The organism is Streptomyces sp. NPDC015127 (assembly GCF_043080095.1).
Taxonomy (GTDB): domain Bacteria; phylum Actinomycetota; class Actinomycetes; order Streptomycetales; family Streptomycetaceae; genus Streptomyces.
In genome coordinates this window covers 202,060-220,499 of the sequence record NZ_JBIBVE010000010.1, presented here as the reverse complement: position 1 = coordinate 220,499, position 18,440 = coordinate 202,060, and the positions used below count along the sequence as shown (strand labels likewise).

The window sequence follows — 18,440 nt, the reverse complement described above, 5'->3', positions numbered from 1 at the left end:
GCGGCCGAGACCAGAGAGCGCGGGCACCGGGGTCAGGGCAGTACGGCCGTCCCGTCCACCTCGACCAGGCACGCGTCGTCCCACAGCCTCACCACGCCGATCACGGCCATCGCCGGATAGTCGCGGCCCGCCAGCCGCCGCCAGATGCGGCCCAGTTCGACGGCGTGGGCGCGGTAGTCGGCCACGTCGGTGGCGTAGACGGTGACGCGGGCGAGGTCGTGCGGGGTGCCGCCGGCCGCGGCGAGCGCGGCGAGCAGGTTGGTCAGGGCCGTCTCGAACTGCTCGGGCAGCGTGGTCCCCACGACCTTGCCGTCGGTGTCCAGGGCCGTCTGCCCGGCCAGGAACACCAGCCGCGTACCGGACGCGGTGACGGCGTGGGAGAAACCGGTGGGGGGCGACAGCTCGGCCGGGTTGTGCCGTTGCAGGCTCATCGGGTGGCCTCCTCGGCGTACAGCTCCTTGGCGACGATCGTGCGCTGGACCTCGGTCGCGCCCTCGTAGATACGGGGTGCGCGGACCTCTCGGTAGAGGTGTTCGAGCAGGTGGCCGCGCTGGAGGGCGCGGGCGCCGTGCAGCTGGACGGCCGAGTCGACGACGTACTGGGCGGTCTCGGTCGCGAGCAGCTTGGCCATGGCGGACTTCGCCGGCACGTCGGCCGCGCCCTCGTCGTACGCGCAGGCCGCCGCGTACACCATCAGGCGGGCGGCCTCGGTGCGGGTGGCCATCTCGGCGACCGTGTGGGCGACCGACTGGAGGGCCCCGAGCGTGCCGCCGAAGGCCCTGCGGTGCGCGGTGTGCGTGAGGGTCGCGTCCAGGGCGGCGCGCGCCATGCCCACGGCGAACGCGCCGACACTGGGCCGGAAGAGATTGAGCGTGTTCATCGCGACGCGGAAGCCGCGGTCCGGCTCGCCGAGCAGGTCGTCGGCGGTCACCGGGACGTCGTCGAAGGTCAGGGCGCCGATCGGGTGCGGGGAGAGCATGTCGAGCGGCGTGCCGCTCAGTCCGGGACGGTCGGCGGGGACGAGGAACGCGGTGACGCCGCGGGCGCCCGCGCCTTCGGTGGTCCGCGCGAAGACGGAGTAGAAGTCGGCCTCGGGGGCGTTGGAGATCCAGCGCTTCTCGCCGCTCAGGCGCCAGCCGCGGCCGTCCGGGACCGCCTTCAGGGCGAGCGCGGCGGCGTCCGAACCGGCGTCGGGCTCGCTCAGCGCGAAGGCCGCGACCACCCGTCCGGCGACGACCTCGGGGAGCCAGCGCCTGCGCTGCGCCTCGGTACCCGCCTGGACGAGCGGAAAGGTGCCGAGGCCCTGGAGCGCGAGGGCCGTCTCGGCCTCCGTGCAGGCGTACGCCAAGGACTCGCGCAGCAGGCACAGTTCGAGGGCGCCCGCCGTGAAGAGGCGTTCCAGCAGGCCGAGTTCGCCGAGGGCGGCCACCAAGGGGCGGTTGACGTGCCCCGGTTCGCCCTTCTCGGCGAGCGGGCGCAAGCGGGCCAGGGCCAGGGCGCGCAGTTCGGCACACCAGGCGGTCTGTACCGGATCAAGTGAGAATACGGGCATTCGCTCCCCACTTCCGACGGCCGGAGGTCCAGGGTGTCGCCCCGGCGAAAAGCACAGTATCGCGCACCGTTGACTGTCGTCACCATCACGATACGCTCGTTTCGCGACCCCACCACCAGAAGAGGGGCGAACCATGGAGCTGACACCCTCGGCCCACCTGGACACCTTTGCGCGCGACCATCTGCCGCCCAGCGGCGAGTGGCCGGACATCCTCTTCGACCTGCCCTCCCTCCGGTACCCGCCGCGCCTGAACTGCGCCGCGGAGCTCCTGGACGGCACGATCGGGCGCCACGGCTCGGACCGGCCCGTCTTCCGTACCGGCGAGGGCGAGGTCTGGACGTACGGCGAGCTGCGCGAACAGGTCGACCGCATTGCCCACGTCCTCACCTCCGACCTGGGCGTGGTCCCCGGCAACCGGGTCCTGCTGCGGGGGCCGACCACCCCGTACCTGGCGGCCTGCTGGCTCGCCGTCCTCAAGGCGGGCGCGGTCGCCGTCACCGTGCTGGCCCAGCAGCGGGCGAAGGAACTGGCCACGGTGTGCGAGATCGCCGGTGCCGGTCACGCCCTGTGCGACATCCGGTCGGTCGACGACCTGGTCAAGGCCGAGGTGCCGGGACTGCGGATCACCGCCTACGGCGGCGACGCGCCCGACGACCTGCTGCGGCTGGCCGCGGCGCGGGCCCCGGAGCCGTACGAGGCGGTCGCGACGGCGGCCGACGACGTGGCGCTGATCGCCTTCACCTCCGGCACCACCGGCCGCCCCAAGGGCTGCATGCACTTCCACCGGGACGTCCTCGCGATCGCCGACACCTTCTCGGCCCATGTGCTGCGGCCCCGTGCGGACGACCTGTTCGCCGGCAGTCCCCCGCTGGGGTTCACCTTCGGCCTCGGCGGACTCGTGGTCTTCCCGATGCGGGCCGGGGCATGCGCGCTGCTGCTGGAACAGGCCGGCCCCCAGCAGCTGCTGCCGGCGATCGCGGAGCACCGGGTGTCGGTCCTGTTCACGGCACCCACCGCCTACCGCGTGATGCTGGACCACCTCGACGGGCACGACGTCGGCTCGCTGCGGCGCTGCGTGTCGGCCGGTGAGAACCTGCCCGCGGCCACCTGGCAGTCGTGGCACGAGCGGACCGGTGTGCGCCTGATCAACGGCATCGGCGCCACCGAGCTGCTGCACATCTTCATCTCCGCAGCCGACGACGCGATCCGGCCGGGCACCACGGGGATCCCCGTACCGGGGTGGCAGGCCCGGGTGGTGGACGCGCACGGCGCACCGCTGCCCGACGGCGAGCCGGGGCTGCTGGCCGTGCGCGGCCCGGTCGGCTGCCGCTATCTGTCCGACCCGCGGCAGACCGAGTACGTGCGCGGCGGCTGGAACATCACGGGCGACACCTATGTGCGCGAGCCGGACGGCTGGTTCCGCTACGTCGCCCGCGCCGACGACATGATCATCTCGGCCGGGTACAACATCGCGGGACCCGAGGTGGAGGACGCCCTGCTGCACCACCCGGACGTGGCCGAGGCGGCGGTCGTCGGGCGCCCGGACGAGCTGCGCGGCCAGATCGTGGTCGCCTACGTGGTGCTGCGCGAGGGCGCGGCACGCGGCGACGCCATGACCGGGGAACTGACCGCGTCGGTCAAGCAGCGCCTCGCGCCGTTCAAGTGCCCGCGCGAGATCGTCTTCCTCGATGCCCTGCCCCGTACACCGACCGGCAAGCTGCAGCGCTTCCGGCTGCGCGCTCTAGAGTGATCGCGTGGCCGAGCAGCACACCCCCCGCTCCCTGATCGTCACCCTGTACGGCGCCTACGGGCGCGAGCACACGGGTTCCCTCGCCGTGGCCGAGCTCATCCGGCTGCTGGGCGTCCTCGGCGTGGACGCGCCGTCGGTGCGCTCCTCGGTGTCCCGGCTCAAGCGCCGCGGCCTGCTGGTGCCCGAGCGCACCGCCGACGGCGCGGCCGGTTACGCGCTGTCCGCCGACGCCCGCCAGCTCCTCGACGACGGCGACCGGCGGATCTACGCCGGCACGTCGGCGGACCTCGCCGACGGCTGGGTCATCGCCGTGTTCTCGGTGCCCGAGGCCGAACGCCACAAGCGCCATCTGCTGCGCTCCCGGCTGGTCCGGCTGGGCTTCGGGGCGGCGGCACCGGGGGTGTGGATCGCACCGGCCCGCCTGTTCGACGAGACGCAGCACACCCTGCGCCGTCTCCAGCTCGACGCGTACGTGGACCTGTTCCGCGGCGAACACCTCGGTTTCACCCCCACGGCGGAGGCCGTCTCCCGCTGGTGGGACCTGGCGGCGATCGCCAAGCAGCACGAGGAGTTCCTCGATCTGCACGAGCCGGTGCTGCGCTCGTGGGAGGCGCGGGACGACACCCCGGCCGAGGACGCCTACCGGGACTACCTGCCGGCCCTGGACTCCTGGCGCCGGCTGCCGTACGCGGACCCGGGCCTGCCCGCCGAGCTGCTGCCCCAGGGCTGGCCGGGCGGGCGCTCGGCCGAGGTGTTCGCCCGGCTGCACGCGCGGCTGCGGGACGCCGGCGCGGCGTTCGTGCTGGGCAACACCGCCTGATCAGCTGAGCGTGAGCCGGGGCTTGGGCGCGTCGGTGCGGCCCGTCGGGGGCTTGCGGCTGCCCGCGCGGTACGGCAGCGGCCACGGGGCCGCGTCGCCCTGGTAGTCCTGGTCGGCCGCCGCGTGCAGGGTCCAGTGGGGGTCGTAGAGGTGCGGCCTGGCCAGGGCGCAGAGGTCGGCCCGGCCCGCGAGCAGGATCGAGTTGACGTCGTCCCAGGACGAGATGGCGCCCACGGCGATGACCGGCACCCCGGCCTCGTTGCGGATGCGGTCCGCGTACGGGGTCTGGTAGGAGCGGCCGTACTCGGGGCGTTCGTCGGGCACGACCTGGCCGGTGGAGACGTCGATGGCGTCGGCGCCGTGGGCGGCGAACGCGCGGGCGACGGCCACCGAGTCCTCGGCCGACGTGCCGCCGTCCGCCCAGTCGGTGGCGGAGACGCGGACGGTCATGGGCCGTTCCTCCGGCCAGATCTCCCGCATGGCGTCGAAGACTTCGAGGGGGAAGCGGAGCCGGTTCTCCAGGGAGCCGCCGTAGGCGTCCGTGCGCCGGTTGGTCAGCGGGGAGAGGAAACCCGAGAGCAGGTAACCGTGCGCGCAGTGCAGTTCGAGGAGGTCGAAGCCACTGCGGGCGGCGCGCCGGGCGGCCGCGGCGAACTGGGCGCGGATCTCGGCCAGTCCGGCGCGGTCGAGCGCGTGCGGGACCTGGTTGACGCCCTGCCGGTACGGGATCGAGGAGGCGGCGGACACCGGCCAGTTGCCCTCGTCCAGGGGCTGGTCGATGCCTTCCCACATGAGCTTCGTGGAGCCCTTGCGGCCGGAGTGGCCGAGCTGCACGCCGATCGCCGTGCCCGGAGCCCGGTGGTGGACGAAGTCGGTGACACGGCGCCAGGCGGCGGCCTGTTCGGGGGTGTAGAGACCGGTGCAGCCCGGGGTGATCCGGCCCTCGGGGCTCACGCACACCATCTCGGTCATCACCAGGCCGGCGCCGCCGAGGGCACGGGCGCCGAGGTGGACGAGGTGGAAGTCGCCGGGGAGCCCGTCCTCGGCGACGTACAGGTCCATGGGCGAGACGACGACCCGGTTGCGCAGCGTCAGTCCGCGCAGGCGGAAGGGGGTGAACATGGGCGGTGTGCCCGGCGGGCAGCCGAAGTCCCGCTCGACGGCATCGGTGAAGGCGGGGTCGCGCAGCCGCAGGTTGTCGTGGGTGACACGGCGGCTGCGGGTGAGCAGGTTGAAGGCGAACTGCCGGGGCGGCTGGTCGAGATAGGTCGCGAGCTCCTCGAACCAGCGCAGGCTCGCGGCAGCGGCCCGCTGCGTGGACTCGACCACGGGCCGACGCTCGGTCTCGTACGCGGCGAGGGCGGCGGGCAGGTCGGGCTGCTCCTCGACGCAGGCGGCGAGGGCGAGGGCGTCCTCGACGGCGAGCTTGGTGCCCGAGCCGATGGAGAAGTGCGCGGTGTGGGCGGCGTCGCCGAGGAGCACGGTGTTGCCGTGCGACCAGCGGTCGTTGACGACGGTGCGGAAGGCGGTCCAGGCGGAGGAGTTGCCGCGCAGCGGGCGGCCGTCGAGCGCCTCGGTGAAGATCTTGGCGCAGCGTGCGGCGGACTCCTGCTCGTCGAGCTCGTCGAATCCCGCGGCGCGCCAGACCTCCTCGCGCATCTCGACGATGACGGTGGAGGCGTCGGCGGAGAACGGGTAGCCGTGCAGCTGCATGACGCCGTACTCGGTCTCGGCGACCTCGAACCGGAAGGAGGGGAAGGCGAAGTCGGCGGCGAGCCAGATGTAGCGGCAGCGGTGGGTGGTGACGCGTGGCCCGAAGGCGTGGGCGTGGGTCTCGCGGGTCGCACTGTGGACACCGTCGGCGGCGATGACGAGGTCGTGCTCCGCGGCGAGTGCGGCGGCGGGCGGCGCGGGTGTGCGGAAGCGGAGGCGTACGCCGAGGGACGCGCAGCGCTCGTGCAGGATCTCCAGCAGGCGGCGCCGGCCGAGTGCGGCGAAGCCGTGACCGCCGGAGGTGAGGGTGCGTCCGCGGTGGACGATGTCGATGTCGTCCCACCGGACGAACTCGTCCTGGAGGGCGCTGTAGACGACGGGGTCGGCGTGCTCGATGCCGCCCAGGGTCTCGTCGGACAGGACGACGCCGAAGCCGAAGGTGTCGTCGGGGGCGTTGCGCTCGAAGACGGTGATGTCGCGCCCCGGATCGAGCCGCTTGAGCAACGCGGCGGCGTACAGCCCCCCGGGCCCACCCCCGATGACGGCGACGCGCAGGGGCCGGGGCGCGCGACCGGGCCCGGTGGGGGCCGGAACGGGGGCCACGGTATCGGCGGGCCCTGCTGGCCTGGTGGGGGGCGGGTCGGCGGGAGCCGGGCCGGGCGCCTGAGCCCGGGCCGGGCCGGACGGGCCGGCGTCGGCGTTGCCCGGAACGGGCGGGTCGGCGGCCGCCGGGTCCGACACTCCGGTGGGGGCCGGAACGGGCGCCTGAGTGCGGGGCGGGACCGGCGACCCGGGGGCGGGGGTGGTCGGCATGTCAGCGGCCCTGCCACTTGGGCGGGCGCTTCTCCGTGAAGGCGGCGTGGAATTCCGCGTAGTCCTCGCCGTTCATCAGGAGCGCCTGCGTGGCCGCGTCCATCTCGACCGCCGCCGCCAGCGGCATGTCCAGTTCCGCGGTGAGCAGGGCCTTGGTCTGGGCGTACGCCAGGGCCGGGCCGTCCGCGAGGTGCCGGGCCAGCTCGGCGGCGCGCGTGTCCGCCTGGCCCTCGTCGACCAGCTCGCTGAGGAGGCCGATTCGTTCGGCCTCCAGCGCGCGCACCGGCTCGCCGAGCATGAGGAGCCGCGTCGCGTGGCCCAGCCCGACGACCCGCGGCAGCAGGTACGCCGCGCCCATGTCGCCGCCGGACAACCCCACCTTCGTGAAGAGGAAGGCGAACTTCGCCGACGCGTCGGCGATCCGGAAGTCGGCGGCCAGCGCCAGCACCGCGCCCGCCCCCGCGGCGACGCCGTGGACCGCGGCGATCACCGGGAAGGGGCACTCGCGGATCGCGCGGACGACCTGGCCCGTCATCCGGTTGAAGTCCAGGAGCTGCGCGGTGTCCATCGACAGGGTCGCGCCGATGATCTCGTCGACGTCGCCGCCCGAGCAGAAGCCGCGGCCCTCCCCGCCGAGCACGAGCGCCCGCACCGACCGCTCCCGGGAGAGCTCGGCGAGCAGATCGCGCAGGTCGGCGTAGGCGCCGAAGGTGAGGGCGTTGAGCTTGTCGGGCCGGTCGAGCGTGACGCTCGCCACGCCGTCCTTGCGCGTCAGTCGCAGATGGCGCCAGCGCTCGGTGCGCGTCGCGGAACCGGAAAAGGGGCTCATGGAGTGGGGGCCTCCTTCGGCGGGCGGTCGGCCTGCTGCCTGCCCCTCGAAGCTATCACTCATCTGTGACTGCCGTCACGAGTGCGCGATACCCGGGTTGTGACAGTGCTGAGGTCTCGTCCCGGTTCTGGCACAGCTCACGGCGGCAGCCCCCCGCGGCCCGCCTCCGGCCCCCGGCCGTTCGTAGGGTGAACGGACCAACGCAACCGAACGGACATCCGCCTTGCCCGAAGCCGACGAAGCCGACGAAGCCGACGACGACGCCACGGCCGCCGAGCCCGCCGCCCACTGCGCCTCCTGGCGTATCGGGCTGCCGCACACCACGGTGGCCGTGCCCATGGCGCGGGCCATGATCCGCGCCGCGCTGGCGGACATCGAGGCGTCCGCGGACAGCGACACGGCCGAGCTGCTCACGGCGGAACTGGTAGCCAATGCGGTGGAGCACACACCTTGCGGTGTGCCCATAGAGCTGGTGATCGAGCTGCTGCCCACGGGGTGTCATGTGGAGGTGCACGACGCCGATCCGGCGCCGCCCGGTGAACTCTCACCCGCGGCGCCGGCTCATGCGCCCGACCCCTGGCAGGAGCACGGTCGCGGGCTGCTGCTCGTCCGGGCGCTCAGCTCGGACTGCGGGCACCGCCCGACGGAGCGGGGCAAGGCGGTCTGGTTCACGCTGCCCGCCAGGTGCTGACGGCCTACTGCGCCGACGTGGCACTCACCGGCTCGTTCCGGTTCTCCGGCCCCCCGGCATCCGCCCGCGGGCCGGCGGCCAGCCGCGAGTGCCGCCGGCCGTAGAGGGCGTAGACGACCGCGCCCACCAGCAGGAAGACCGCGAACTGCACCCAGGTCGGCCAGCCGGTGCCCCAGATGAGGTAGAGGCAGCACACGATGCCGAGCACCGGGGTCAGGGGATAGAGCGGCACCCGGAACCTCGTCTCGGTCCCCGGGTAGCGGCGGCGCAGCGCGATCACCGCGACGTTGACGGCGACCATGATCGCGAGGGTGCCGATCGTGGTCAGGTTCATCACGACGTCGAGCGGGACGACGGCCGCCGGAACGGCGAAGGTCGCGGCGACGATCCAGGTGTTGGCGACGGGGGTCGACGTCTTCGGGGAGACACGCTCGAACACGCCCGGGATGAGTCCGTCGCGGGACATGGACAGCAGGATGCGGGTCTGGCCGTACATCACGGCGAGCACGACGGACGCGATGGCGACGACCGCGCCGAAGGCGACGATCCCGCCGCCGAGGGCGGAGCCGGTGACGCCGTTCACGATCAGCGAGAGCGCGGCGGGCTTGTCGGCGACGTCGCCGGCCGACATCGCGCCGATGGCGGCGAGCGCGACGCCGCAGTAGAGCAGCGTGACGATGCCGATGCAGATCATGATCGCGAGGGGGATGTTGCGCCTCGGGTTCCTGACCTCCTCGCCCGCCGTGGTGATCGCGTCGAAACCGATGTACGAGAAGAACGCCAGCGACGCTCCGGAGGTGATGCCCGCGACATGGTGCGGCGAGAAGGGCGAGAGGTTGTCCGACGTGTACGCGGTGAAGGCGATCGCGCAGAACAGCACGAGAACCGCGATCTTCACGACCGCCATCAGCGCCGTGGCCCGGGCGCTCTCCCGGATGCCGCGTACCAGGAGCAGCGCGGCGAGGACCATCACGACCACGGCCGGGACGTTGACGATGCCGCCGTCGCCCGGCGGGCTGGACAGCGCCGCGGGCAGGGACAGGCCCGTGAGGCTGTTCAGCAGCTCGTTCAGGTACTGGCCCCAGCCGACGGCGACGGCGGACGCGGAGACGCCGTACTCGAGCAGCAGGCACCAGCCGACGAGGAAGGCGGTCCGCTCGCCGAGGGTGGCGTAGGCGAAGGAGTACGAGCTGCCGGAGACCGGGATCGCGCTGCCCAGCTCGGCGAAGGAGAACGCCGTGAAGATGCAGGTGATCGCGGCGAGCACGAACGAGACCACGACCGCGGGGCCCGCTTCGGCCACCGAGTCGGACAGGCCGACGAAGATGCCGGTGCCGACGATCGCGCCGACGCCGAAACACACGAGCTGGAAGAGCCCCATGGTGCGTCTGAGGCCGTGGCCCTCGAGGTCCGCGCCGGCGTCGGCGACGAGCTGGGTTGGGCTTTTGATACGCATGGGGCCGTTCTTCTCTGCGCGCCGTCGTGCGGGGTGGGCAGGCGTCGCGCGGGTCGTGCGATGGGCAGGCGGTTCGTGCGGGCGTGCAGATCGTGCACGTCACGCACAAGGAAGTGGGGCCCGGGCGTGCGAGCCCGGACCCCACCAATGGCGGCATATTAGCCACCCCTGCGCATGATCACCCAATCGGGCGCATGGCTATTCAATGGCTGCTCAATGGCCGTTCAGCGGCTGCGAGTGTGGCCACCATGACCGCCTTGATCGTGTGCATACGGTTCTCCGCCTCGTCGAAGACGACGGAGTGGGCCGACTCGAAGACCTCGTCGGTCACCTCCAGCTCCGTGAGGCCGTGGCGCTCGTGGATCTCGCGCGCGACCGCGGTGCCGAGGTCATGGAAGGCCGGCAGGCAGTGCAGGAACTTCACGTCCGTGTTGCCCGTCGCGCGCAGCACGTCCATGGTCACCGCGTACGGGGCGAGCGCCTTGATCCGCTCGTCCCAGACCTCCTTGGACTCGCCCATCGAGACCCAGACGTCGGTGGCGACGAAGTCCGCGCCGCGCACGCCCTCGGCGATGTCCTCGGTGAGCGTGATCCGCGCGCCGCTCCCCTCGGCCGTCCGGCGGGCCGCGGCGACGATCTCCTCGGCCGGCCAGTACGCCCGGGGCGCGACGATGCGCACGTCCATACCCAGCAGGGCACCGGTGACGAGGTACGAGTTGCCCATGTTGAAGCGGGCGTCACCGAGGTACGCGAAGGAGATCTCCTCCAACGGCTTGTCGGTGTGCTCGGTCATGGTCAGCACGTCGGCGAGCATCTGGGTGGGGTGCCAGTCGTCGGTGAGCCCGTTGTAGACGGGCACGCCGGCGTGCGCGGCGAGCTGCTCGACGGTGTCCTGCGCGTCACCGCGGAACTCGATCGCGTCGAACATCCGGCCCAGTACGCGGGCGGTGTCCTTGGCGGACTCCTTGGTGCCGATGTGGGAGCCGGCCGGGTCGATGTAGGTCGTGGACGCGCCCTGGTCGGCGGCGGCGACCTCGAAGGCGCAGCGCGTACGGGTCGACGACTTCTCGAAGATCAGCGCGATGTTCCTGCCGCGCAGCCGCTGGAACTCGGTGCCGGCCCGCTTGGCCGCCTTGAGGTCGGCCGCCAGGCCGATCAGGCCACGGAACTCCTCGGCCGTGAAGTCCAGCTCCTTGAGGAAGTGGCGGCCTTCGAGATGTATCGCCATGACGGCTGCTCCTGGGTCGCGAATGCGGTGACTATGGAAGTCTATACGACGAGATGCATCGCTATACAGACTCTCGCTCCACCGGGCAGCTCATGCAGCGCGGGCCTCCCCGGCCCCGGCCCAGTTCGCTGCCGGGGATCTCGATCACTTCGATGCCCTGTTTGCGCAGGTGGGTGTTGGTGGTGACGTTGCGCTCGTAGGCCACGACGACACCCGGTTCGACGGCGAGCACGTTGCAGCCGTCGTCCCACTGCTCGCGTTCGGCCGAGTGCACGTCCTGGGTCGGGGTCAGCACCCGTATGTCCTTCAGTCCGAGCGCCGCCGCGATCGCGTCGTGCATGCGCTCCGGCGGATGGTCGCTGACCTTGAGCGCACCGAAGCCGTCGGCCGGCTCGATGGTGTACGAGCGGAGCATCCCGAGCCCCGCGTACTGCGTGAACGTGTCCCCGTCGACCATCGTCATCACGGTGTCCAGGTGCATGAACGCCCGGCGCTTGGGCATGTCCAGGGCCACGATGGTCCGGGCGGAACCGGCGGCGAACAGCCCGCGCGCCAGCATCTCCACGGCCTGCGGTGTGGTGCGCTCGCTCATCCCGATCAGCACCGCGTCGTTTCCGATCACCAGCACGTCGCCGCCCTCGATGGTGGACGGGTAGTCGTCCTGCCCCTCCGACCAGTGGTGGAACGGCGCGGCATCCGCGCCCACGAAGTGCGGATGGTGCTTGTAGATCGCCTCGAAGTGCACGGTTTCCCGCTGACGGGCGGGCCAGCGCATCGCGTTGATGGAGACACCGTCGTATATCCAGGCCGAAGTGTCCCGGGTGAAGAGGTGGTTGGGCAGCGGCTGGAGCAGGAAGTCGTCCAGGTCCATCACATGGAAGCGGACGGACGTCGGCTCGGAGTGACCCGCCAGGAACTCCCGCTTGGTCATCCCTCCGACCAGCGCCTCGACGAGGTCGGGCGTGGGCAACTCGTCGAAGGCGACCCGCAGGTGGTCGGTGGCGAGCGGCCCGTACTCCTTCTCGTCGAAGACGCGGTCCAGCACCAGCTTCCTGGCCTCGGGGATCTCCAGCGCCTCGCGCAGCAGATCGCCGAAGAGATGCACCTCCACCCCTCGGTCACGCAGGACGTCCGCGAAGCCGTCGTGCTCCTGACGGGCACGGCGGACCCACAGCACGTCGTCGAAGAGCAACGCGTCCTTGTTGCTCGGCGTGAGCCGCTTCAGCTCCAGATCGGGCCGGTGGAGGATGACCTGGCGCAGTCGCCCGGTCTCGGAGTCGACATGGAATCCCATGTCTCCATCCTCGCCGCGCGGAGGCCCGTTCACCCGGCGAACGGCCGACCTTGTGGCGTCCGGCCGGTGACGCCGGGGCATCTGCCGTCAGGACGTCCTGCCGGCAGGGCCTCTGTCGTCGGGCCCTCAGCCGTCACGGCAGGTGTCGTCGGGGGCTCTGCCGTCACGGCAGCTGTCGTCAGGGCTTCTGCCGTCACAGCAGCTGTTGTCAGGGCTTCTGCCATCACAGCAGCTGTCGTCAGGGCTTCTGCCATCACAGCATCTGTCGTCAGGGCTTCTGCCATCACAGCATCTGTCGTCAGGGCACCTGTGGTCAGGGCATCAGCGGGCGCAGCGCCTCCTGCCGGACATTGCAGGCGAGCGCCACATGCAGCGCCTCGGTCGCGACCTGGGCGGTGGCGTGGTCCGGCAGCTCCGGTATCCGCTGCGACACCAGGGCCAGCATCGTCTGCCAGGTCGGGCTCGGCGTGTAGACGTAGCCGCCCACCGACAGGCTCGAGTGCGTGACGCGCTCGCGGTACTCCTCGCGCTCGGTGCTCCCGACGGCGTCCCACGGCGGCCGACGCCGTGCCCCGCGCGTCTGAGCCGGAGGCGGTGGTCACGGCCGAGCACAGCACCGCGCCGTGGGACAGCAGGCGCGAGTCCGGCGCAGTGGCACTGGGGGCGCGGACTCCGACGGGGCCGGGGTCGTCGCGGCGTGGGCCGCGCACTCCGTGAGAAAGACCTGGTACGCCGCCGAGGAGTCCGCGGGCAGCTCGTCCCGGCGGTCGGCGCCCCAGCCCTCGACGTCCCGCTCGCCGTACACCGCGGCCATCGCCCGGATGCCCTCGGACCACGCGACGCGCGGCACGGCGTCGTAGGCCCCGGGGCCCACACGGCCCTTCGCCTCGTCCCACATGACGCCACGGACGTCGACCGGTGCCATCGGCCCCTGGTAGCGCAGGTCGACCCGCAGGGCGTACGACTCGCCGGCGTCGTGGAGCAGGAAGGTGACGCTCTCGCCGTGGATCCTGCCGCCGAAGCGGGAGACGACCCGCTCGAAGCGCGCACCGGTGTTGTACGCCGCGCCGTCGAAGGCCCGGATCCGGCGGTGGGGCCGGTAGGGGTCGGGCGCGGGCGGGCACTCCGGGCGGACGAACACCTCACGGTCGAGCTGCGGGGAGGCACTGACAGTGCCTCCCCGCAGCCGCCGGACCGGGTCACAGCCGGGGGTCGACCGGCTCCGACTCCAGCGCCAGCACCGCGAAAACGGCCTCGTGCACCCGCCACAGCGGTTCCCCGTCGGCGAGCCGGTCGAGGGCCTCGAGCCCGAGCGCGTACTCGCGGAGGGCGAGCGAGCGCTTGTGGTTCAGGAACCGCTGGCGCAGCCGCTCCAGATTGTGCGGACGGGTGTACTCCGGACCGTAGATGATGCGCAGGTACTCGCGGCCGCGGACCTTGATGCCCGGCTGCACCAGCCGGCCCTTGTCGTCCATGGCGAGCGCCTGCAGCGGCTTGACGACCATGCCCTCGCCGCCGCGGCCCGTCATCTCCAGCCACCAGTCCACACCCGCGCGCACGGATTCGTCGTCGCCGGTGTCGACGACCAGCCGCCGTGTGACCTGCAACAGCCCGGTCGGGTCGTGCTCCACGAGCCGGTCGAGCCAGGCGAGCTGAGCGTCGTGCGGTACCGCGGCGAGCGAACGGCCCCGGGAGGCGAGGATCTGGAACGGCGCGAGCCGCACACCGTCGAGTCCGTCGGTCGTCCAGCAGTAACGGCGGTAGGCGTCCGTGAACGCGGCTGCGTCAGCGGCCCGTTCGCGCTGCTGGGTGAGCAGGCCCTCGACGGGGACGCCCCGCGCGACGGCGGCCTCGAGCGCCGCGCCGGCCTCGGGCAGCACGGCACCGGATGCGGCGCCGACCGCCGCGTACTGGGAGCGCAGCAGGCCGGACGCCTTCAGCGACCAGGGCATCAGTTCGCCGTCCAGCAGCAGCCAGTCGGTGTCCAGCTCGTCCCACAGACCGGCCGCGGTGACGGCCGTGCGCAGCCGCTGGAGGATCTCCTCGGTGACCGCCTCGTCGTCGAAGAACGGCCGCCCGGTGCGGGTGTGCAGAGCGCCCGTGGGGCCCTCCACGCCGAACCGCTCCCGGGCCGCCTCCGCGTCGCGGCACACGAGCGCGACGGCCCGCGACCCCATGTGCTTCTCCTCGCACACGACCCTGTCGATGCCGTCGGCCCGGTACTGCGCGAACGCCTCGGCCGGGTGCTCCAGGTACCCCTCTACCCGCGACGTCGCGGTGGGGGCCATCGTCGGCGGCAGGTAGGCGAGCAGCCGGGGGTCGACGGCGAAGCGGCTCATGACCTCCAGCGCCGCGGCCGCGTTCTCCTCGCGGACGCCGATGCGCGCCATGTGCCGCGTCTCGACGACCCGGCGGCCCGCCACGTCGGCGAGGTCCAGCGGGCGCCCCTCGCGGCCGCCGGGCGCCTCGGTCAGCAGCGGCCTGACCGGCTCGTACCAGACCTTCTCGGCGGGCACGTCGACCAGTTCGCGCTCCGGCCAGCGCAGCGCGGTCATCCTGCCGCCGAAGACGGCGCCGGTGTCCAGGCAGATCGTGTTGTTGATCCACGAGGTGTTGGGCACGGGCGTGTGTCCGTAGACGACGGCGGCCCGGCCCCGGTAGTCCTCGGCCCACGGGTAGCGGACGGGCAGCCCGAACTCGTCGGTCTCGCCCGTCGTGTCGCCGTACAGCGCGTGGGAGCGGACCCGGCCGGAGGTGCGGCCGTGGTACTTCTCGGGCAGGCCGGCGTGGCAGACGACGAGCCTGCCCTCGTCGAGCACGTAGTGGCTGACGAGGCCGTCGATGAACTCCCGTACCCGCTCGCGGAAGGCCGGGTCCCCGGCGTCCTCCTTCTCCAGCTGCTCGATGGTCTCGGCGAGGCCGTGCGTGTGCTGGACGTTGCGGCCCTTGAGGTAGCGGCCCAGCTTGTTCTCGTGGTTGCCCGGGACGCACAGCGCGTTGCCCGCGGCGACCATGCCCATGACGCGGCGCAGCACACCGGGGCTGTCGGGGCCGCGGTCCACGAGGTCACCGACGAAGACGGCGGTACGGCCCTCGGGGTGGACGCCGTCCTCGTAGCCGAGCTTGGCGAGCAGGGTCTCCAGCTCGGAGCTGCAGCCGTGGATGTCACCGATGATGTCGAACGGGCCGGTGAGGTGGCGCAGGTCGTTGTAGCGGCGCTCCAGGACGATCTCCGCGCTGTCGACCTCCTCCTGGCTGCGCAGGACGTGGACCTTGCGGAAGCCCTCGCGTTCCAGCCCGCGCAGCGAGCGGCGCAGTTCGCGGCGGTGGCGGGCGATGACATGGCGGGGCATGCCGGCGCGGTCGGGGCGGGTCGCGTTGCGCGCGGCGCAGACGTCCTCGGGGAGGTCGAGGACGATCGCGATGGGCAGCACGTCGTGCTCGCGCGCGAGGCGGACGAGCTGCCGGCGGCTCTCGGTCTGCACGTTGGTGGCGTCGACGACGGTCAGCCGTCCGGCCGCGAGCCGCTTGCCGGCGATGTAGTGCAGGACGTCGAACGCGTCGCCGCTGGCGCTCTGGTCGTTCTCGTCGTCGGCGACGAGGCCGCGGCAGAAGTCCGAGGAGACGACCTCCGTGGGCTTGAAGTGCTTGCGCGCGAAGGTGGACTTGCCCGACCCGGTGGCGCCGACGAGGACCACGAGGGACAGGTCCGTCACCGGGAGGCGGCGGCCGGGAGCGGTGGCGCCGGTGGTGGTTTCCGTGGTGCTGGTCATGCGGCGGTCGCCTGCTTCGCGGTCGTGTCGGTGTCGGTCGTGTCGGTCGTGTCAGTGGTGTCGGTCGTGCCGGTGGACGTCATCTCGAACACCGCCATCTGGGTCGGCGGTCCCACCTCGGGGTCGTCGGGCCCGACCGGCACGAACCGCACCGCGTAGCCGTGGCGTCCGGCGACCGCCTCGGCCCAGGTCCGGAACTCCTCGCGGGTCCACTCGAACCGGTGGTCGCCGTGGCGCACGTGGCCGGCGGGCAGCGTCTCCCAGCGCACGTTGTACTCGACGTTGGGCGTCGTCACGAGCACGGTGCGGGGGCGCGCGGAGCCGAACACCGCGTACTCGAGAGCGGGCAGCCGCGGCAGGTCGAGGTGTTCGACGACCTCGCTGAGCACGGCGGCGTCGTAGCCCGTGAGCCGCTTGTCGGTGTACGTGAGCGAGCCCTGGATCAGCTGGACGCGGGCAGCCTGCCGCTCCCCGAGACGGTCCAGCTTGAGCCGGCGCCCGGCGATGGTCAGGGCACGCACCGATACGTCGACACCGACGATCTCGGTGAACCGGACGTCCTTGAGCAGCGCCTGGAGCAACTGGCCCTGTCCGCAGCCCAGATCGAGCACGCGGCTCGCACCGGCGGCGCGCAGTGCTTCGAGGATGGCGTCCCTGCGCTGCTCGGCGAGCGGCACGGGGCGCTCCTCGGTGTCCGTGGTCTCGTCGACGGCGTTGTCCACGTCCTCGACGCGCAGGTCGTCGGCCTCGGCGAGGCGCACCAGCTCCAGGCGCTCCATGGCCTGCCGGGTCAGTCCCCAGCGCCGGGACAGGTAGCGGCTGGTGATGAGCTTCTGCTCGGGGTGTTCGGCCAGCCAGCCCTCGCCCGCGCGCAGCAGTTTGTCGACCTCGTCGGGCGCGACCCAGTAGTGCTTGGCGTCGTCCAGGACGGGGAGCAGGACATACAGCTGGCGCAGCGCGTCGGCGAGCCGCAGCTCCCCTTCGAGCACCAGCCGCACGTAGCGCGACGCGCCCCATTCGGGGAACTGCTCGTCCAGGGCGATCGGTTCGGCCTCGACCGCGGTCCAGCCGAGCGGGCCGAAGAGCTTCCGGACCAGTTCGGCGCCGCCGCGTGCGGCGACGGCGGGCACCTCGATACGCAGCGGCAGCGGGGCCTCGGCCCGTCCGGGCAGCGCCGCGCACACACCGCGCAGGGCGCTCTTGAACACCGTGCTCAGCGCCACGGCCAGCAGCGACGACGCCGCGTAGGGACGGTCGTTGACGTACTGCGCGAGCGCGGCGTCGGGCGCGCCGCCGCGGCCCTTGCCCTTGCCGCGCCGCACGAGCGCCACCGGATCCACCTCCAGCAGCAGTGCGGCCGTGCACCGCTCCGCGGACGCCTCGGGGTAGAAGACGTGCGCCGTGCCGTGCGAGGTGGAGAACGTCTGCGCCTTGTCGGGGTGCTTGTGCAGCAGAAAGCCGAGGTCGGTCGCGGGCCGTTCGGGGGTACCGGTCGTACTGATCGTCAGGAACACGCGTTTGAGTATCGTCCGGTTCGTCTGCCTTGACCAGCGGGTTTTGTCACAACCGGGACCCAGAACACGGTCGCCGCGCCGCTGGGATCAGCCCGTGCGCAGCAGGCGCGCGAGGGCACCGATCTCCTCCGGTCCCACGCGGCAGCAGCCGCCGACGATTCGGGCTCCGCGGGCACGCCAGATGCGTGCCTCCGCCGGGTCGTACGCACTGCCGCCCTGCCACCGCCGCTCGGCGGCGTCCCAGCCCTCCCCGCTGTTGGGGTACGCGACGACGGGCTTGCCGGTCACCGCCGCGGCGGTCCCGACCGCCGCGGCCACCTCGCGCGGGTCGCAGCAGTTCACGCCCACCGCGAGCACGTCGTCCCGACCGGCGGCCAGGGCGAACGCCTCCGCCAGGTCCTGGCCGGCCCGGGTCCGCCCGCCCGCGACGGTGTACGAAAGCCACACGGGCACACCGCATCCCTCGCTCGCGCGCAGCAGCGCCCGCGCCTCGTCGGCGTCCGGAACGGTCTCCAGTGCCAGTACGTCGGGCCCCGCCGCGACGAGGGCCTCGATGCGCGGGCGGTGGAAACGCTCCAGATCCCGCATGGTCAGCCCGTACCGGCCCCGGTACTCGCTGCCGTCGGCGAGCATGGCGCCGTACGGGCCGACCGAGGCGGCGACCCACACCTCGTGGGGCACCGCGTCGGCCGCGCCGCGCGCCAGCCCGACGCTGCGGCCGAGCATGCGGGCGGCCTCGTCGACCCCGATGCCCCTGCGCGCGAAACCCTCGAACGTGGCCTGGTAGCTCGACGTGATGAGCACCTGCGCGCCCGCCCGCGCGTACGCCGCGTGTGCCGCCTCGATCTGCTGCGGATCGTCGGCGAGCAGCCGTGCCGACCACAGGGCGTCGGAGAGGTCGCAGCCCTGCGCCTCCAGCTGGTTGGACAGGCCGCCGTCGAGGACGAGAACGTCCCGGGCGAGGGCTTCGGCGAGTGTGCGGGTGGGTCTCACGGTGGCTCCCGGGA

The 18,440-nt window shown here is 72.5% G+C and carries 15 protein-coding genes; 3 read left to right on the top strand and 12 right to left on the bottom strand.

The genetic code is table 11. The features are described 5' to 3' along the window. Positions 1–32 precede the first annotated feature (32 nt). Both ACF08N_RS21185 and ACF08N_RS21180 read right to left on the bottom strand, forming a co-directional pair. Positions 33–431, bottom strand: coding sequence for a RidA family protein (locus tag ACF08N_RS21185; protein WP_392326179.1), 399 nt, complete (start codon positions 429–431; stop codon positions 33–35). Beyond that, on the bottom strand, positions 428–1,552 hold the full coding sequence (locus tag ACF08N_RS21180) for an acyl-CoA dehydrogenase family protein (protein ID WP_392326178.1): 1,125 nt from the start codon (positions 1,550–1,552) through the stop codon (positions 428–430). Before ACF08N_RS21180 ends, ACF08N_RS21185 begins: the two co-directional genes overlap by 4 nt. Before the next feature lie 133 nt (positions 1,553–1,685). Between ACF08N_RS21180 and ACF08N_RS21175 the strand changes: the two genes are divergently transcribed. Beyond that, positions 1,686–3,302 carry an AMP-binding protein gene (locus tag ACF08N_RS21175; RefSeq protein ID WP_392326177.1) on the top strand — a complete coding sequence of 539 codons (1,617 nt, stop codon included), beginning with the start codon at positions 1,686–1,688 and terminating at the stop codon, positions 3,300–3,302. A gap of 4 nt (positions 3,303–3,306) precedes the next feature. Then, on the top strand, positions 3,307–4,122 hold the full coding sequence (locus ACF08N_RS21170; RefSeq protein WP_392326176.1) for a PaaX family transcriptional regulator C-terminal domain-containing protein: 816 nt from the start codon (positions 3,307–3,309) through the stop codon (positions 4,120–4,122). Here ACF08N_RS21170 and ACF08N_RS21165 read toward each other — a convergent pair whose 3' ends face one another. Together ACF08N_RS21165 and ACF08N_RS21160 are read right to left on the bottom strand one after the other, a co-directional pair. After that, positions 4,123–6,438 carry a bifunctional salicylyl-CoA 5-hydroxylase/oxidoreductase gene (locus ACF08N_RS21165; protein WP_392326175.1) on the bottom strand — a complete coding sequence of 772 codons (2,316 nt, stop codon included), beginning with the start codon at positions 6,436–6,438 and terminating at the stop codon, positions 4,123–4,125. Positions 6,439–6,649: 211 nt separating this feature from the next. Beyond that, the gene (locus ACF08N_RS21160; RefSeq protein WP_392326174.1) at positions 6,650–7,477 is read right to left on the bottom strand and encodes an enoyl-CoA hydratase family protein; all 828 of its coding nucleotides are present in this window, start codon (positions 7,475–7,477) and stop codon (positions 6,650–6,652) included. A gap of 304 nt (positions 7,478–7,781) precedes the next feature. Here ACF08N_RS21160 and ACF08N_RS21155 point away from each other — a divergent pair, with 304 nt between their 5' ends. Beyond that, the gene (locus ACF08N_RS21155) at positions 7,782–8,168 is read left to right on the top strand and encodes an ATP-binding protein (protein WP_392326270.1); all 387 of its coding nucleotides are present in this window, start codon (positions 7,782–7,784) and stop codon (positions 8,166–8,168) included. Positions 8,169–8,172: 4 nt separating this feature from the next. Here ACF08N_RS21155 and ACF08N_RS21150 read toward each other — a convergent pair whose 3' ends face one another. From ACF08N_RS21150 to mmuM, 8 genes are all read right to left on the bottom strand, one after another. Next, on the bottom strand, positions 8,173–9,624 hold the full coding sequence (locus tag ACF08N_RS21150; RefSeq protein WP_392326173.1) for an amino acid permease: 1,452 nt from the start codon (positions 9,622–9,624) through the stop codon (positions 8,173–8,175). Between the two features lie 202 nt (positions 9,625–9,826). After that, the gene (gene argF, locus ACF08N_RS21145) at positions 9,827–10,852 is read right to left on the bottom strand and encodes an ornithine carbamoyltransferase (protein WP_392326172.1); all 1,026 of its coding nucleotides are present in this window, start codon (positions 10,850–10,852) and stop codon (positions 9,827–9,829) included. 61 nt (positions 10,853–10,913) lie between these two features. Next, positions 10,914–12,146 (bottom strand): arginine deiminase, encoded by a 1,233-nt coding sequence (locus ACF08N_RS21140; RefSeq protein ID WP_392326171.1) that lies wholly within the window; start codon positions 12,144–12,146, stop codon positions 10,914–10,916. Positions 12,147–12,459: 313 nt separating this feature from the next. Then, positions 12,460–12,633: a hypothetical protein gene (locus tag ACF08N_RS21135; protein ID WP_392326170.1), complete on the bottom strand. Its 174-nt coding sequence runs from the start codon at positions 12,631–12,633 to the stop codon at positions 12,460–12,462. Positions 12,634–12,744: 111 nt separating this feature from the next. Next, a complete protein-coding gene (locus ACF08N_RS21130) occupies positions 12,745–13,287 on the bottom strand; it encodes a hypothetical protein (protein ID WP_392326169.1) in 543 nt (180 codons plus the stop codon). A 58-nt stretch (positions 13,288–13,345) separates the two neighbouring features. Further along, on the bottom strand, positions 13,346–15,919 hold the full coding sequence (locus ACF08N_RS21125) for a polynucleotide kinase-phosphatase (protein WP_392326168.1): 2,574 nt from the start codon (positions 15,917–15,919) through the stop codon (positions 13,346–13,348). Then, positions 15,916–17,433 (bottom strand): 3' terminal RNA ribose 2'-O-methyltransferase Hen1, encoded by a 1,518-nt coding sequence (locus tag ACF08N_RS21120; protein ID WP_392326167.1) that lies wholly within the window; start codon positions 17,431–17,433, stop codon positions 15,916–15,918. Before ACF08N_RS21120 ends, ACF08N_RS21125 begins: the two co-directional genes overlap by 4 nt. Positions 17,434–17,520: 87 nt before the next feature. Next, positions 17,521–18,426 (bottom strand): homocysteine S-methyltransferase, encoded by a 906-nt coding sequence (gene mmuM, locus ACF08N_RS21115; RefSeq protein WP_392326166.1) that lies wholly within the window; start codon positions 18,424–18,426, stop codon positions 17,521–17,523. Between the last annotated feature and the right edge of the window lie 14 nt (positions 18,427–18,440).